17 protein-coding genes are annotated in these 15,917 nt (G+C 36.0%); 7 read left to right on the top strand and 10 right to left on the bottom strand.

Annotated features, from left to right (window positions below):
* Positions 1 to 65: 65 nt before the first annotated feature.
* From ACYVM0_RS25630 to ACYVM0_RS25605, 6 genes are all read right to left on the bottom strand, one after another.
* The gene (locus ACYVM0_RS25630; RefSeq protein ID WP_460562081.1) at positions 66 to 557 is read right to left on the bottom strand and encodes a DUF1905 domain-containing protein; all 492 of its coding nucleotides are present in this window, start codon (positions 555 to 557) and stop codon (positions 66 to 68) included.
* 7 nt (positions 558 to 564) lie between these two features.
* On the bottom strand, positions 565 to 1,179 hold the full coding sequence (locus ACYVM0_RS25625) for an HD domain-containing protein (RefSeq protein WP_460562079.1): 615 nt from the start codon (positions 1,177 to 1,179) through the stop codon (positions 565 to 567).
* Between the two features lie 15 nt (positions 1,180 to 1,194).
* Positions 1,195 to 1,569 (bottom strand): hypothetical protein, encoded by a 375-nt coding sequence (locus ACYVM0_RS25620; protein ID WP_460562077.1) that lies wholly within the window; start codon positions 1,567 to 1,569, stop codon positions 1,195 to 1,197.
* 616 nt (positions 1,570 to 2,185) lie between these two features.
* A complete protein-coding gene (locus ACYVM0_RS25615) occupies positions 2,186 to 2,902 on the bottom strand; it encodes a hypothetical protein (protein WP_460562075.1) in 717 nt (238 codons plus the stop codon).
* Positions 2,903 to 2,964: 62 nt separating this feature from the next.
* Positions 2,965 to 4,107, bottom strand: coding sequence for a virulence RhuM family protein (locus ACYVM0_RS25610; protein ID WP_460562073.1), 1,143 nt, complete (start codon positions 4,105 to 4,107; stop codon positions 2,965 to 2,967).
* Positions 4,108 to 5,028, bottom strand: a complete 921-nt coding sequence (locus tag ACYVM0_RS25605; protein ID WP_460562071.1) for an IS1595 family transposase — start codon at positions 5,026 to 5,028, stop codon at positions 4,108 to 4,110. It abuts the gene before it with no gap.
* A gap of 139 nt (positions 5,029 to 5,167) precedes the next feature.
* On the opposite strand from ACYVM0_RS25605, the gene ACYVM0_RS25600 reads away from it, so the two are divergent.
* The 6 genes from ACYVM0_RS25600 (at position 5,168) to ACYVM0_RS25575 (ending at position 11,800) form a co-directional block, all read left to right on the top strand.
* Entirely contained in the window at positions 5,168 to 5,992 is an 825-nt protein-coding gene (locus ACYVM0_RS25600; RefSeq protein ID WP_460562069.1) for a hypothetical protein, read from the top strand.
* A gap of 4 nt (positions 5,993 to 5,996) precedes the next feature.
* The gene (locus ACYVM0_RS25595) at positions 5,997 to 6,329 is read left to right on the top strand and encodes a hypothetical protein (protein ID WP_460562067.1); all 333 of its coding nucleotides are present in this window, start codon (positions 5,997 to 5,999) and stop codon (positions 6,327 to 6,329) included.
* Between the two features lie 255 nt (positions 6,330 to 6,584).
* Entirely contained in the window at positions 6,585 to 6,932 is a 348-nt protein-coding gene (locus tag ACYVM0_RS25590; RefSeq protein WP_460562065.1) for a single-stranded DNA-binding protein, read from the top strand.
* Between the two features lie 138 nt (positions 6,933 to 7,070).
* A complete protein-coding gene (locus ACYVM0_RS25585; RefSeq protein ID WP_460562063.1) occupies positions 7,071 to 7,448 on the top strand; it encodes a GxxExxY protein in 378 nt (125 codons plus the stop codon).
* Between the two features lie 96 nt (positions 7,449 to 7,544).
* Entirely contained in the window at positions 7,545 to 10,016 is a 2,472-nt protein-coding gene (locus ACYVM0_RS25580; RefSeq protein ID WP_460562061.1) for a helix-turn-helix domain-containing protein, read from the top strand.
* 2 nt (positions 10,017 to 10,018) lie between these two features.
* On the top strand, positions 10,019 to 11,800 hold the full coding sequence (locus tag ACYVM0_RS25575; protein WP_460562059.1) for a DEAD/DEAH box helicase: 1,782 nt from the start codon (positions 10,019 to 10,021) through the stop codon (positions 11,798 to 11,800).
* Between the two features lie 137 nt (positions 11,801 to 11,937).
* Here the strand turns inward: ACYVM0_RS25575 and ACYVM0_RS25570 are convergent, their stop codons facing one another.
* The 4 genes from ACYVM0_RS25570 to ybeY form a co-directional block, all read right to left on the bottom strand.
* Positions 11,938 to 12,453, bottom strand: a complete 516-nt coding sequence (locus ACYVM0_RS25570) for a cupin domain-containing protein (RefSeq protein WP_460562057.1) — start codon at positions 12,451 to 12,453, stop codon at positions 11,938 to 11,940.
* Between the two features lie 72 nt (positions 12,454 to 12,525).
* Complete coding sequence (gene mnmG / locus ACYVM0_RS25565) at positions 12,526 to 14,394, bottom strand: tRNA uridine-5-carboxymethylaminomethyl modification enzyme MnmG/GidA (protein WP_460562055.1); 1,869 nt, start codon at positions 14,392 to 14,394, stop codon at positions 12,526 to 12,528.
* A gap of 57 nt (positions 14,395 to 14,451) precedes the next feature.
* Positions 14,452 to 15,069, bottom strand: a complete 618-nt coding sequence (locus ACYVM0_RS25560; RefSeq protein WP_460562053.1) for a hypothetical protein — start codon at positions 15,067 to 15,069, stop codon at positions 14,452 to 14,454.
* Positions 15,070 to 15,169: 100 nt separating this feature from the next.
* Positions 15,170 to 15,592 (bottom strand): rRNA maturation RNAse YbeY, encoded by a 423-nt coding sequence (ybeY, locus tag ACYVM0_RS25555; protein WP_460562051.1) that lies wholly within the window; start codon positions 15,590 to 15,592, stop codon positions 15,170 to 15,172.
* A gap of 38 nt (positions 15,593 to 15,630) precedes the next feature.
* Between ybeY and ACYVM0_RS25550 the strand changes: the two genes are divergently transcribed.
* Positions 15,631 to 15,906, top strand: a complete 276-nt coding sequence (locus tag ACYVM0_RS25550) for a FeoA family protein (RefSeq protein ID WP_460562049.1) — start codon at positions 15,631 to 15,633, stop codon at positions 15,904 to 15,906.
* The last annotated feature ends 11 nt before the right edge of the window (positions 15,907 to 15,917 follow it).

The following is a 15,917-nucleotide window of genomic DNA, read 5'->3' as shown; positions in this document are numbered from 1 at the left end:
TGTGAATGGATTTTTTTGCATCTATATCCGACACTGCCTGGTTATTAACCGGCCATCAACAAGTCTTATTTCTTTAGCCACCTGGTATAAAACTTCTCCTTCTTCAACAACCTTGTTATAGATTCTGCAATTCTTTTTGTTTTTGTTGCTTCCTGCTTCGCCTCCTTTATCCATTTAATGTAAAAGCTTTGTTCACTTTCGCTGAGTGTAAAAAAGAATTGTTTTGCTGCTGGTTCATCCTCTAAGCATAATAAAAATTCCTGTGGTATTTCTACAGGGCTGTTATCGGCGTATAAAATTACATGTATCGTATCTCCTTCTGTTTTACCAATGGCTTTTCGTATTTCGGCACGTACAGGTAAAAACAATTTACCATCTCCCATCGGCATTAATTTGTAGCGCTTTAATTCAAAACTATCAATAGTGCCCCTCACCTGCACCCACCCAAACCTGGCTTTTTTATCCGGTGCAATCTCTTCAATAACGGCATATATCCAGCCGCCTTTGCCGGGATATTTTTGCAATGTATATTTTTTATTTACCAGTGGCTTATCCATACAATAATTACAACAGTGCTATTTCTCTTTGTAAATTTTCTTTTGCCTGTAATTCAAATCTGGTAAAGAAAAAATCGGTTTTAAAGATTCTTTCCATCTGTAAAAAATGTTGCAGTACTTTTTTTCTTCCGGGGGTGTAGATGAGATCCGGGTAAAGTGAATATTCTTTTCTTACATTTTTAAAATACTGCTCATAAATTTCCCACGGTTGTCCTAAAATAGAAAGATCGGCATCAGTAAAAAAATTAGTATCGCTATCATCGCTTACAAGATGATCTTTTGTTGCCATTATCTGTTGTACGCATTTTTCAATTGCCGGTTGCGGAACACCGATCAATTGCATTTTTATTTTTGCAAACTCCGCACTTTTTTCTTCATTCGTTCTTTTTAAAGCATTATAGATCACATCATGGTAATAAAGCGAAAATAAAATGGTATTCCAGTCTTTAATATATTCCTTTACCTGTTGCAGCAGCAGTAATAAATTTTCCAGGTGTTGTAAAGTATGGTAATGTCTTTTTTTATCAGAATAGTTGTCTTCAATTTCCTGCCACAATTGTTTTACCAACCGGTCTTCGGTAGTGGGGCTGCTGATTAATTGTATAAATGTTTCTTTAAGCAAAAGCGATAGTTTTAATTATTCCTCATCTCTTTTTACAATCAAATACCAATTGTTCTCCAATGGCAGATAGCCATATTCGTAACAGTAAAAATAGGTCTTATCGGTTTTAGTGTGGTATAAATGGGTATGGTATTTAAACTGAAAACCTTTTTCAATCAGTTTATCACGGTTAGCTTTTGCTGTGGGTTCTCCTTCGGGTAAAAGGCTTTCTAAAATGCGGCGGTTTTTTCCTAAGGCATTATTGATGTTGCGGATGAGGTTGTTGGCAGCGCTTTTCAGCTCGTTATTATAGGCGGCCCGGCAATAATCATCACAAAATTTTTTGTCGCTACGGCCTTTTACAGTTTTTCCGCAGCTCAGGCATACTTTTTCTTCTTTTTCTTTTAACATAGTACCAGCAAGGGTTTGGTGGAAAAGAGGAGAAGGTTTTTTTGTATGCACCCGTTTACATACGGTTATAAAGGTAAGTAAAAGGCAATGATATAGAAGTTTACACCAAAGCCTGCATAAAATCCAAACGGGCGACAATTAGGTCGAAAATCAGCTTCAAAACTGCAAAGAGTTTTACTCGGATAGGATGCTCCATAGCATCAAAGCGTTTTCTACTATTTAAAGAACTCTTGCACAAGTATGCTAATTGATTGCTCCTATAGCTACGGCCATCACCGGTACTTGTCGGTATAAAGATAATATTTTTCCCTTTTATTATAAAATCATAATTTTATGCTCTGTTCAGATGAAATAGCGTTTTATGAGGACGCTCGAGCCTGAGACGCTCTGGGTTGGTTTTGACCAATCAGTAATTAACCTGTAAAACTGGTTAATATGAACTCCGAAAAAAAGAACACGCTTAACAGGCGTAGAATTTTCAAGGTATTTTTATTCTGGTTACACTTTCTGCTTCAATTTGTGATAATCACACTTGATATAATTATAATAACCAAACATTAATAATACCAAAAGCAGGCTTAATAGCCTGCTTTTTTTATTGAAAAGTTAGTAACGATTAGGGTTTAATTATCAAAGAGTCAATATTTTCTGTTTTATATATAGTTGTTGTATTATTTTTAGTGTTATACAAAAACATAGCAGACTTTGTCTGTCCGACAAAGCGAATAGTCGAATCTGTTTTTACAATTGTATTTTGATATTTAAAGCTATAATCAGGGCCTAACCCCTTTGTTGACATAACTGTAAGAGCTTGCCCACTTCCAAGAGCAATTAAATTGAATATTATTGAAAAGAAAAATAGACCAAGGTATATCTTTGGATTACCTTGTATTTTTTTAAAAAAATCTACTGACATAACCCCTATGGCAATCATTGAAAATAGCATCATAAAAATTAAGAAAGTAGAAAAATTATTAATAGTATTTTCAAGATAAGTACCAGAATTATGGTTCCCAATAAAGAATTTTACAGCAGTTGAACCAAATAAAATAATGTATATTATTATTACAGCAGGTTTATTTCTTTTCTTAAAATTTATTTTGACTTCGCCATCACTAAAAATAATATTAGGAATAAATAAAATAAAAGCAAACAACAAAAAAAACATTGGTATAATTAGCCATGTTGATATTGATATTACAACTTCAGAAAAATCAACAAATAATAGAATGTCAATCCCAAAAGGTAAATAATAAAAAAATAGATAAGTAAATTTAATTATGAAACTTATTAGAGTTAATAATGACGAGTACTCTATAAATTTTTTTATCATTTTTGCAATTTTTACAATATAAAAATAATCATTAAAAAAGCCTCACTTATGAGGCTGTATTTTTATTTGCTTTTTTTAGGTGGCGGCACACTTAATAATCCTTTAAGTTGCTTATCAAAGTCTGTTAATTCATTTTTTTTTGTGTTTGCAGTATGGGTACTTTCGGTTGGTAATCTGCCGGTGCTTTTCATTATATCAAGTGCTTTTTTAAACTCTGCTGTTTGGTCTTTATCCTGTATTATTTTATATTTTGCGTATTCGGTATGGGCAAAGTTATCCGCTACATCTTTTCTTATGCTTCCTGCATTTTCTAATACACTGTATTCATTAAACCTTAGAAACGCATCAACTCTTTGTATCCAATCTTTCATTTTCATTAATTTGTTTCTTTCTGCCTGTAGTTCGGCATAATCTAAAAACATTGTAACTAATGTATTCAATTCCCTTATTTCTTTTTCTTCCAAATAATTTTTTGCAACTGTAACATCTGCTTTCTGTATATCACCCCCTCTCTTCGCATTCTTAAAAGTTTTCAAATTCATGTTAGGTAATTCTGAATTTGCTCTTGTCTTTATTATTTCGGCGGCTGTTTGACCCACAATAGCATACTCTAATTTGTTTTGGATTTTAGCAAAGAAGGCTATTGTTTCTGGTGCGTTTTTGTCATAGTCAACACTTGTTGCGTAAAGGTCTCGGATTTTTTCATAGAACATTTTTTCAGATGCCCTAATCTCCCTTATCCTATCAAGTAATTCTTTAAAGAAATCCTTATTAAATAAATTATTCCCTTGCTTTAGCCTTTCATCATCAAGCGCAAAACCTTTTATTAAATATTCTCGCAGTATTCTTGTAGCCCATATTCTAAATTGTGTGGCCTGGTATGAGTTTACTCTATACCCCACGGCAATAATTACATCAAGATTATAAAAATCAACGCTCCTTGTTACCTCTCTATCTCCCTCTTTTTGAACCAGTGCATTTTTTGCACTGGTTGTGTCACGCTGCAATTCGCCGGTCTCATATATATTCTGTATATGCTTAGTAATGCCCGTTCTATCAATACCAAAAACATCTGCCATCCCTGCTTGTGTCATCCATACAGTTTCGTCTCCAATAATTACCTGCACATGTATTTTTCCGTCCACCCCGTTATAAAACAGGAATCGAGATGACCCATTAATTTCATCAAAACTTAATTCTTCCATTTAGCATTTTTTTAAATTATTATAAGTTAACCTCTTATTTGAAACAGCAGATAATATTAAATCAAACCTGCCTTGTGTTGCTAATTTACGAGTATTAAACCGATATGTAAACTCGTCAACATAAGATTGTAAATGTTCTTTTGATACCCAATGATAAATACCATCAATACCTCTTTTTAAATGAGACCAAAAGTTTTCGATACCATTGGTATGTGCCATTGCATTAACGTATTCTTTTGCACTGTGGTTAACTGTCTGGTGTATGTAGTCTTTCTTTAAATCATTGTAAGCAGGATAATCGTCTGTCATTAAATAACTTTCTCTTTCTACCACGTTACGGATAATCGGCAATAATGTTTCTTTGTTACGGTCAGGCACTACGATTGCAACCACATTGCCATCTCTTTCTCTCATACCAATAACTGGCTGTTGTTCGTGCTTAGTATTGCCGTCCTCATTTTTAGTTTTCTTATTAGTATGTTTATTCTTTGCTTCGCCACCGATAAAAGCCTCATCAATTTCAACCACGTTGCCTAATGTCTTTTGAAAATTAGGATGGTCAAAAGCATAGCGTAAACGGTGCAATAAAAACCATGCACTCTTTTGAGTAACTGAAATATCTTTTGCTAACTGATGGCTGCTGATACCTTTCTTATGAGAACTAAAAACGTATAGGGCTAAGAACCATTTTTGTAAAGGAATCTTTGTGTTATCGAATATAGTGCCGGTACGTACATTGAAGTACTTGCCTGTGTTTTTGCATTTGTATTTGTTACCTGCACATTTATAAACCTTGCTTGTTGCATCAAAAGGAGATACCGGATTACCAGCCCAGCTAAGATTTTCCAAATGGTCAATACATGATTGTTCTGTAGGAAATGCTTTCAGTAAATCGAAGATGCTTTTAAACTCTGGTAACATATCTCGTTGGTTTATGGTGTAAAGATATGCTCAATATTTGGCAATTGCAAATATTTGGTGTAAAATTATACTCTAATTAGTATTGGTTTTTATTTCTATATTTAAAAACTAATAAAACTAACTAACCTAAAATATTGCTGTGCCAAAAAAAGCTACAGAGGGCAAAGACTTAACGACTGCTGAAAAAAACAAATTGTTACAATATCTGAACACATTTGCTACATGGCTGTTAGAAAAGGGAATAATAAAAGAGTTGCCGGCACTAAAAAGGACTATTGATTTGCCCGATACCAATGAAGACTGGGTGATGAGATTTAATCCGAGAGACCAAAGTGTTTCTTTTAATACACACCTTCGTAAAAGATGTTCCTTTGATTATTACATGTCTATTGTAATACATGAGTTTTTCCATTTGGCTGTACAAAAGGTTCCAAATAAAGAAGATGCGGTTAAAATAAAGGACGATTTTGGGGATGAATGGATGAAGATAATTGATATTGAGGCTGACTTTTTTACCGCTGTTTTTTATAAAGAAAAACTAAATTTCACATTGGTTCAATTTTTGGAGTTATTCTATCAGAGTGGGCAAATTTTTGGCGATAAATGGATAAGGAAAGGTAAGTTAGAGCGTTACATTGGCACTTTGTTAACCGTTTGTAAAATGTTTTTGACCCATCCTAACAAAACTCCATTGGTAACAACCTATGATTTATATTTGCCTTCAATTGGTGCGTTATATACCGAAGAGAATCTGCATGTTATTGTATTAAGGAAAGAGCATATTTATTTTGAACAAATAGATGTAACCTTTAAAGATGTAACGCCTATAATGAAGTGCTATACTAATGTTGACAGTTTAACGTTAAAGGGATATGTAGAATTTATTGTAACCTTTACCTCAAAAGCCCTGTCTTTAAAAATACCCTTGAAGACCGAAACCGAAATAGGCAATCTAAAAAATTAACCATATGCAACTAGAGCAAACAATCCCATCTGCACAACAAATAATTAAAGGCGAACTTAAAAGCCTAGGGTACTATAAAATACATGTCAACAAAGAAGAGTCTGACGCACTTCAAATAGTTGCTGATGGCAATTTAAGAAGTATATTTTTAGAAGTACGAGTAACACCTGCCGCCGAATATAAAAACGGGCATACTTTCTCAAAACAAGAAATTGCTTTAATAAAAAAAGAAGCAGAGCATATTAAAAAAGAACCGTGGACAGCTGTAATTAAAATAGGCACTGATGGCAGCTTAATTGAGAGCATACTTTGGACTAATCTTTCTAAGAAATCATAAGATAATATTAATTCAATATAAAAAGGGATAGCATAAATGCTATCCCTTTTTTGTTAACTATAACGATAGGACGAAAATACATCTGGTGTAAACTTCTATATCATTGCCAAGTAAAAGGATAAATTCCGGCTAACGCTTTTTTGTGATCGCATCTTTGCATTGTCAATCGGAACAACACAAACAAACCCGGTTGGTTGAAATAAATTAAATCATCGCACGGCTTTAAAACATCAGCACGGCACAAAACGAAACAACATGTACGCATTAAAAAACAAAGTTCAATTGATTGGTAACCTAGGCAACGCTCCGGAAGTAAAGAACACCGAAAATGGTAAAAAGCTGGCCCGCTTCAGTATGGCCACTAACGAAACCTACCGTGGCCGTACCGGCGAAAAAATTACCGAAACCACCTGGCACAATGTGGTAGCCTGGGGTAAGGTGGCAGACGTTGCAGAAAAATTTTTAACCAAGGGTAAAGAAATTGCCATTGAAGGCAAACTCATCAACCGCAGCTACACCGATAAAGACGGTATCAAAAGATATGTTACCGAAATACAGGTAAACGAGTTGCTGATGATAGGAACCGAAAAGCCTGCAGCGTAAACAAGCTTGCGCCACAAAAAATCATATCCGTGAAAATCTGTGTAATCCGCGGCCAGGGAATTTTAAGCCTACGGCTTAAAACGAAACTCTTACAGCCACGGATTACACAGATTTTCACGGATTTTTAAAAACTGATTTATGCCAATACTTATTCATGAAGATTTGACCTATGGAATTATCGGGGCTTGTATGAAAGTACACCGTTTTTTAGGGCATGGATTTTTAGAAATTGTTTATAAAGATGCTATGCAGATTGAATTTGAAAAAGCCGAAATAAATTATGTAAGAGAAAAAAAGTTTGATATCGATTACAAAGGAATAATTTTACCACATAAATTTTATGCAGATTTTTTTGTGATGGATAATGTAATTGTTGAAGTAAAAGCTACTAAAGAAGGGATATCCAATGAGTTTATTGCACAAACTTTAAATTATCTTAAGGTTTCAAATTGCTCACTTGGCTTAGTCATTAATTTTGGCAAATCAAACCTTGAATATAAAAGGTTAGTGCTATAATCCTTCTTTTGTATTTGATCCGTGTAAATCTGTGTAATCCGTGGCTGACTTTAAATAAGCCAAAGGCTTAATTCTTCTAATAAAAAAATAATTGCTGTGGCAACAATAGAACGCAACGAAATATTTGACTTAGCTTATCGATTCGTAACAGAAACAAGTGAAAATATTTTCCTTACCGGCAAAGCCGGTACCGGTAAAACCACTTTTTTAAAATACTTAAAAGAAAACGCCACTAAAAATATTGTGGTGGCAGCTCCTACCGGCGTGGCCGCCATTAATGCCGGTGGTGTAACGCTGCACAGTTTATTTCAATTGCCCTTTCATCCGTTTTTACCTACAAGAAATCATAAAGAACAATTACTGGGTACAATACGATACAACAGGCAGCGCCAGCAACTACTTCGTAAAATGGAAGTTTTGGTAATTGATGAAATAAGTATGGTTCGTTGCGATGTGATGGATGCTATTGATACCATTTTAAAAAGTATCCGCCGCAATTATGATACCCCCTTTGGCGGGGTACAATTATTATGCATTGGGGATTTACATCAGTTACCACCCGTAGCACAAAACCAGGAGTGGAGTATTTTACAGGAATACTATGCCACACCTTTCTTTTTTGATAGTTTGGCTATTAAAGAGCAAATGCCTTTGTTAATAGAGCTCAATAAAATTTACCGGCAAAAAGAAGATTCATTTGTACGATTACTGAATAAAGTACGCAACAATCAAATGGATGCGGATGACTTTGAAGACCTGCACATGCGTTACGATCCATTGTTTTCTCCCATGCCGGGTGAAAAATATATTACTCTCACGTCGCACAATAAACAAGCTGCAGAGATCAATCAGAATAAAATAGAAAACTTATTTACTAATCCTTTTATTTATAAAGCTGAAATAGAAGAAGATTTCCCTGAACATATTTTTCCTGCGGAAGCAGAGCTGCTATTAAAAGAAGGTGCACAGGTGATGTTTTTAAAAAACGATATCGTTGCTAAAAGATATTTTAATGGAAAGATTGGTGTGGTAAAATTATTAGAGAAAAATAAAATTGTTGTTGACTGTGATGGTATTGACATTGAAGTAACCAAAGAAACCTGGGAAAATACCCGTTATACCTTAAACCGCAACGATGGAAAACTGGAACAGGAAACATTAGGCACATTTACACAATACCCTCTACGTCTGGCATGGGCCATCACCATTCACAAAAGCCAGGGACTTACGTTTGAAAAAGTTATGATTGATGCCGGCGCATCTTTCAGTAGCGGGCAGGTGTATGTAGCATTAAGCCGTTGCACCAGTTTAGAAGGTATTGTTTTGTTGAGTAAGCTTTCATCGGCAACGTTGTTCAGCAATGACAATGTAATTAAAGGCCAGCAATCACTTACACACAAGGGCTCACTTGCAGAGCGTTTTACCGGAGCCCGGCAGGTTTTTACCCAACAATTGATAAGCGATCTTTTTTCTTTTAATGATATTGAAATTGCTATTGCTTTATTATTGCACCATATCACTCAACAACAGGAAAAATTAAATGCCGAAAGTTTACCGTGGATAGAAAATATCAAACAACATTTTATTACGGATAAATCGGTAGGCTTAAAATTTATTGATGTAGTAAGTGGTATTATGAAAAACGAACCGGTGATTGAAAATAATGCAGCTGCACAAAAAAGGATCAGTGACGCTGCCAATCATTTTGAACCTAAATTTCTGGCCTATCAAAAAGCAGTACAAAATCATCCTTTAATTACGGAGCATAAGGAAACATCTAATATCATCAATGAGCAGTTAAACCAGCTGGCTTTGGCCATCCACAGTAGTGTTTATTATTTACAATATTGTAAACAACCATTTTCAGTAACTACATTTTTACAGCACAAACTAAAATTTGCACAGCCTAAATTTAATCTTACCTGTTACGCCAGTGGAAAAAAAGAAGCATACACAGATGTAGCCAATACAGAATTGTACAATACCCTGAAACGGTGGAGAGACATAACAGTGGAGGAAGAAAATTCTATTATTTATATGGTAGCTAACCAGGCTACACTAAAGGAAATTGCAACTTATCTTCCGCTTACAAAAAAAGATCTTTTACAAATAAGTGGTTTTGGAAAAGCCAAGGTGGATAAATATGGTGATGCAGTTTTAGAAGCTGTAGAGGAATTTTGTTCCCGTAATGGTCTTGAAACAAATATGCATGCTTTGCCCAAAAAGGCAGCAAAGGAAAAATTGATGAGAGAAAAAAATACAGTAATAAAAACTGATACTAAAACGCTCTCGTTTAATTTGTATAAAGAAGGGAAGACAATTGCTGAAATTGCCGAGGAAAGAAAGCTTAGCGTTGCAACTATTGAAGGCCACCTGTTGCCATTTATTGGTGATGGTAAAATTGACCTTAACGAACTGGTACCTGTAAAAAAACAGCAATTAATTTTAGATGCTGTTGCTATACACGGTTCATTAAGCCATAAAACGCTTATTGAAAACCTGCCTGATACAATTACTTACAGTGATATAAAAATGGTATTAGCGGCAGGAAAAACAACAACAGAATAAAAATGAAACTAACAGAAGAGCAAAAAGATATTATCGATTCAAAAGGCGATATAAAGATAAATGCCGTTGCAGGCTCAGGAAAAACAACCACTATTATTGAGTACGCTAAAACAAGACCACAGAACGCAAAAATTTTATACCTGGCTTTTAATAAATCGGTAAAACTGGAAGCCATTAAAAAATTTGCAGAAAAGGGTTTAAGCAATGTAACTGTAGAAACAGCACATTCGCTGGCTTATAAAAATATTGTTTTCAGGCATCAGTATAAAGTACTGGCACAGGGATATAAAACACACGAACTGGCAGCTTTGCTTGGTTTGCAGGGCAATGGCGAAAAACATCATGAGTATGTAATTGCCAACCACATCAATAAATTTATTGCACTTTTTTGTAATAGCGATAAATTAAAAGTTCAGGATGTAAATTATTTAGACACCATCAGTGATGCCAAAGCCAAAACATTTGTAAAAACTTTTTATCATTTTATAGAAACTCAAACCAGGGCTTTATTAGCTAAAATGGATAAAGGTGAAATTGACATCACACATGATTTTTACCTGAAAAAATTTCAACTGCAAAATCCTGTTTTGCCATTTGATTATATTCTATTTGATGAAGGCCAGGATGCTTCACCTGCAATGCTGGATATTTTTTTACAGCAAAAGGCTACCAAGGTAATTGTGGGAGATACACATCAGCAAATTTACAGCTGGCGTTATGCAGTAAACTCCCTGGAGAAAACCAATTTTTCCTCTTACAATCTCAGCCACAGTTTCAGGTTTGGTGCAAATATAGCCAACCTTGCCACACAGGTTCTTTTTTGGAAAGACATTATCAGATCCACAACGCCTCTTGCTATTAAAGGGCTGGGTACAACTGGTGATACAAAAACCAGGGCCGTTATTGGCCGAACTAATTTAGGTTTATTATTAAAAGCGATTGAGTATGTAACCGAAAAGAAAAATATTAAACAAATCTATTTTGAAGGCAATTTCAATTCTTATACTTATGCGGACGAAGGCGCTTCTCTATACGATGTATTAAATCTGCAGAATAATAAACTCCATCAGATAAAAGATGCCTTGATAAAATCAATGGGTTCTATAAAAGAGCTGGAAGAGTATATTGAAAAAACAGAAGATGCACAATTAAGCATGATGCTGGAAATTGTAAAAAAATATGGTAATGATATTTACGATATTATTAAAACCATAAAAAACAAGCATGTTGAAAACGATGCGAAAGAAAAAGCGGAGGTTGTTTTTTCTACGGTTCATCGCTGCAAAGGCATGGAATATGATTCTGTGCATTTGGTAAAAGATTTTATTACAGAAGATAAAATAAAACGACAGGTGGCAGATTTGGAAAATGATGAAAAGAAGATCAATAAGCTTAATGAAGAAATTAATTTATTGTACGTAGCCATTACCAGAACAAAAAATTCTTTGCATATTCCCGAAGAATTATTGCCTGCCGATTTTCCAAAACTTGCACAAATAAATATTATAAAAAAGGAGGAGCCAAAAGAAATTAAACCTGTTGTAATTGAAACGCCTAAATCAAAATATGGATATTCAAAATACACCGGCAGTTCTGGCAAAACCTTTTCGGTAGAATTGCTACGTACCAAACATGGCGAAGCCTATAAACCATGGACGACGGAGCAGGATGAAAAATTAACGCAGCTATTCAACAATAATGTTTCCGATTCTGAAATTATAAAACAGTTTGGCAGAAATGCCGGAGCCATACAATCAAGATTAAGAAAGCTGGGGTTGAAGTAAATCTGCCACAGATTAACACGGATTTTTTTTCGCAATAATTAAGACCGTTTAAATTATATAAATTGAAAAGGCAGCCGATAAAAATCAGCTGCCTGAAATATAGTTTTGTATTTATCTGTGTAATACGTGGCCAACCCCTATCTTCCAAAATCATCCTGCACCCTTACTATATCATCTTCATCGCTTGGGTTTGCTGCATCAGTATGGCGCCAGATCTCGGCAATAATTCCCCAGCCTGATGTACCCAATAAACGATGGCGCTCGCCTTGTTTTAATTGTATAATATCTCCGATACTTAAATCTTTAGTTTCTTTTTCTTCATCCGTATCACTGGTTACCACGCCTGCAACACCACCAATCAGTTTCCAGATCTCAGCACGGCGATGATGATATTGCCAGCTTAATCTTTTGCCAGGTGCTACTACCAAAATCTTAGGACTTAGTTTTCCTGAAATATTCAATTCTTCCTTAGTGAGATGCGGAAAATATAAACTGATAAATTTTTCTGCTTCATTTTCTTCAATCACAAAAAAACCTCCCCATGGCCTGGTACTATCCTGTTTGTGAACTTTTAAATTTTTGTGGTGCAGGTATTCTGCAACATTTTCAAAAACTAATTCTTTTGGTGTATCTGTATTAAAATTCAATGGCATTTTTAAAATTTTGTATTTAACGCTTTGTTGCAGAAAATATTTTGATTGTTCATATTTTTATTATGTTTAATATCATCTACCCATAAATACCATCAATATCTGCACATCACTTGGGTTTACACCGGATATACGTGACGCCTGTCCTAAAGTACGGGGTTTTATTTTCTTAAATTTCTGTTTGGCTTCGGTACCCAAAGAAACCAGTTTTTCATAATCAAAATTATCAGGAATTACCAGATCTTCCAGTTGACTCATTTTAGCCACCAGCTCTTTTTCCTTCTCAATATAGGTATCATATTTCAATTGAATTTCTGCCTGTTCCAATGTGTCTGTATTAAAATCTTTTAACGCAGTTTTTAAAGAAGGAATATATTCCATCATTTTTTCAAGTCCAATATTGGGCCTTAGTAAAACCTGTGCTGCCTTTTGTTTTGCTACTAACGGCGACGATTGTACGCTTTCCAAAAATGCGTTGGTTTCGTCCGGTTCCAGGCTGATAGCCGCCAATATTTCTTTCAGTTTTTCTACCCCTTCCTTCTTTGCTTTTACCAATTCCATTCTTTCCTGCGAAGCCAAACCAAGGCGATAGCTTTTTTCGGTTAACCGCAGGTCGGCATTATCCTGGCGCAACAAAGTACGGAACTCTGCCCGGCTGGTAAACATGCGATAGGGTTCATCTGTTCCTTTGTTAATTAAATCATCAATCAATACACCAATATAGGCTTCACTCCTTTTCAATACCACCGCTTCCTGTTCACTGGCTTTTTGGTGGGCATTTATCCCTGCCATTAATCCCTGGCAAGCCGCTTCTTCATAACCGGTGGTTCCGTTTATCTGGCCTGCAAAAAACAGGTTCTCAATAAGCTTTGTCTCCAGGCTGAACTTTAATTGTGTAGGTGGAAAATAATCGTATTCTATGGCGTACCCGGGACGGAACATCCTGCAGTTCTCAAAACCAACTACCGACCTAAGGGCCTGAAACTGAACCTCCTCCGGTAAAGAAGAAGAAAAGCCATTCACGTATATCTCTACCGTATTAAAGCCTTCGGGCTCAACAAACAACTGATGCCTGTCTCTTTCTGCAAAACGATTGATCTTGTCTTCTATACTTGGGCAATACCTTGGCCCTGTTCCCTGTATTCTTCCCTGGAACATTGGACTTTTCTCAAAACCCGTTTTTAAAATATCGTGTACTTCGGGGCTGGTATATGTAATCCAGCAGCTGCGTTGTTGCGCTGCGGTAATTTTTTTAGTGGGCAGGTAACTAAAGCCTACCATTTCTTCGTCACCTTTCTGTTCTTCCATTTTGGAATAGTCCAGGCTGCGGCCATCAATCCTGGGAGGTGTTCCGGTTTTTAAACGATCGCTTTCAAAACCTAAAGACACCAATTGCTCGGTTATACCGGTAGCAGCCTTTTCCGCCATACGGCCTCCCCCCAGTTTCTTCTCTCCAATATGAATAACACCATTTAAGAAGGTGCCATTGGTTAAAACCACTGATTTTGCCTTTATTTCATGACCTAAACCCGTTACAACTCCGTAAACACGACCACTTTTTACCAAAAGTCCGTTCACCATATCCTGGTAAAAATCAACATTCCGGGTATTCTCCAGCATTTCCCTCCATTTGCCGGCAAATAACATGCGGTCGCTTTGTGCCCTTGGGCTCCACATAGCCGGGCCCTTACTTCTGTTCAGCATTCTGAACTGGATCATGCTTTCATCAGTAACAATCCCACTATATCCACCCATGGCATCAATTTCTCTTACAATCTGCCCTTTGGCAATACCGCCCATGGCCGGATTACAGCTCATTTGGGCAATCGTCTGCATATTCATAGTAATCAGCAGCACTTTACTGCCCATATTAGCGGCAGCAGCGGCAGCTTCACAACCGGCATGGCCGGCTCCTACTACTATAACATCATATTCTGGAAACATGTGGCAAAGGTAGTTTAGAAATTATTCAGGTTATAAAGAAGTTTAAAGAGAGCGTATCTAGCTACCAAACTTCCTGAGTATCTCTCTTTCTAACAGAATATCTTTGATTGAGGTGCCTTGATTGAATTTTTCGAACTCATCCTGGCTTAAAGTAGCAATATTTTCCAGGTGCTCTTTATTATTGATGATAAAGTTCTCAATGGCGGGGTGACTTTCGATATTAGCAACCTCTATTTGTGAGAGCTTATCAATCATTTGAAGGCAAAATCCATAACCGGTTTTATCATACAGGTCCTGGAAATAAGGTTTTGCAGCAAGTACATCTATCCGGTTACCCCTGTTTTTGTTTAATTCAAGCTTTTCTACCCTGATATTTATGAAGTTCCAGCAAAGCTTAAGGTCTTCTTCATTGTCAAAATCAAAGTAGGTAACAGGCACTATATGATCAAATTGCCAGGCCTTAGCAAAATTACCCCAGTTCAAATCTTCCGTAAACTGTAATTCGATCCAACCCCTAAAACCATTTACATCCAAACCAAAGTATGGCGCATAGGCGGCAGCGGCTTTTTTCTCCAGTATATACCGCCTTAGTGCTAATTGCCACTTACGTTTCTCTCTAAATTTTAGCAAAGCATCTGTTATCTCTTCTTTCGGTGTCCATTTCTTTCTTTCCATACCCAAATATATATTATGTTTCCGGTTGAAACTGGGATTCGTGGAACCAAGAGGTTATTGCTAAGACTTGGATGAATTTAAAAATGGGATTCGTGGAACATTACTTAAAATAAGCAGTCAAATACCTGTCTTCTGCCGCCCTCATCAGCCTGGCATCCTTTGGCGACTTATCCTTATACCCACAAAGATGCAATGCGCCATGAAAGATAACACGGTGTAATTCCTCCTTAATAATAACTCCCAGTGTTGCAGCGTTATCTCTTACCCGGTCAGTACTAATATAGATTTCCCCGGTTATCGCTCCTGGTGTTTCAGATAAATCGAAAGTGACAATATCTGTATAGTAATCGTGATTAAGATGAGACTTATTGATCTCTAAAAGGTAGTCGTCTGAACAGAAGATATAAGTGAGATTCTCCAGCGTCTTCTTTTCTTCCTTGAAGATGCTTTTAATAAAAGTCTTCAGAGACGACCTCCGGGTAAGTGATATGTTTTGCTGCAGGAAAAAGAATTGTATTGCCATAGCTATTTTCTAAAATCGAAATTATTAAACAATTATGAATGAATACTTTTGCAGTAAATAAAACAATAAGGATGGACAGGCGATTATCGGAAGTTGAAGTAGGAAAGACGGTGGTTATTAAGCATTTTGAAAATGACGATATTTTTTTAAAGCTGATGGAGATGGGTTGCGTACCTGGTGAGAAAATAATTGTTGAACAGATCGCTCCACTTGGCGATCCAATTTCTATCCTGGTAGCTGGTTATATTTTAAGCCTCAGATTAAATGAGGCGGAAAATATATGGGTAGAAGAAATCCCTGTTTTCTCAAAATAAACATAAATAAT

The organism is Ferruginibacter profundus (assembly GCF_054783275.1).
The sequence above is the reverse complement of the archived record's forward strand: the minus strand, read 5'-3'. Positions and strand labels throughout refer to the sequence as shown.

Coding starts and splice junctions, on each gene's coding strand:
- ACYVM0_RS25630 (WP_460562081.1), bottom strand. CDS start 557: ATGGATAAGCCACTGGTAAATAAAAAATATACATTGCAAAAATATCCC.
- ACYVM0_RS25620 (WP_460562077.1), bottom strand. CDS start 1,569: ATGTTAAAAGAAAAAGAAGAAAAAGTATGCCTGAGCTGCGGAAAAACT.
- ACYVM0_RS25615 (WP_460562075.1), bottom strand. CDS start 2,902: ATGATAAAAAAATTTATAGAGTACTCGTCATTATTAACTCTAATAAGT.
- ACYVM0_RS25610 (WP_460562073.1), bottom strand. CDS start 4,107: ATGGAAGAATTAAGTTTTGATGAAATTAATGGGTCATCTCGATTCCTG.
- ACYVM0_RS25605 (WP_460562071.1), bottom strand. CDS start 5,028: ATGTTACCAGAGTTTAAAAGCATCTTCGATTTACTGAAAGCATTTCCT.
- ACYVM0_RS25595 (WP_460562067.1), top strand. CDS start 5,997: ATGCAACTAGAGCAAACAATCCCATCTGCACAACAAATAATTAAAGGC.
- ACYVM0_RS25590 (WP_460562065.1), top strand. CDS start 6,585: ATGTACGCATTAAAAAACAAAGTTCAATTGATTGGTAACCTAGGCAAC.
- ACYVM0_RS25585 (WP_460562063.1), top strand. CDS start 7,071: ATGCCAATACTTATTCATGAAGATTTGACCTATGGAATTATCGGGGCT.
- ACYVM0_RS25575 (WP_460562059.1), top strand. CDS start 10,019: ATGAAACTAACAGAAGAGCAAAAAGATATTATCGATTCAAAAGGCGAT.
- ACYVM0_RS25570 (WP_460562057.1), bottom strand. CDS start 12,453: ATGCCATTGAATTTTAATACAGATACACCAAAAGAATTAGTTTTTGAA.
- mnmG (WP_460562055.1), bottom strand. CDS start 14,394: ATGTTTCCAGAATATGATGTTATAGTAGTAGGAGCCGGCCATGCCGGT.
- ACYVM0_RS25560 (WP_460562053.1), bottom strand. CDS start 15,069: ATGGAAAGAAAGAAATGGACACCGAAAGAAGAGATAACAGATGCTTTG.
- ybeY (WP_460562051.1), bottom strand. CDS start 15,592: ATGGCAATACAATTCTTTTTCCTGCAGCAAAACATATCACTTACCCGG.
- ACYVM0_RS25550 (WP_460562049.1), top strand. CDS start 15,631: ATGAATACTTTTGCAGTAAATAAAACAATAAGGATGGACAGGCGATTA.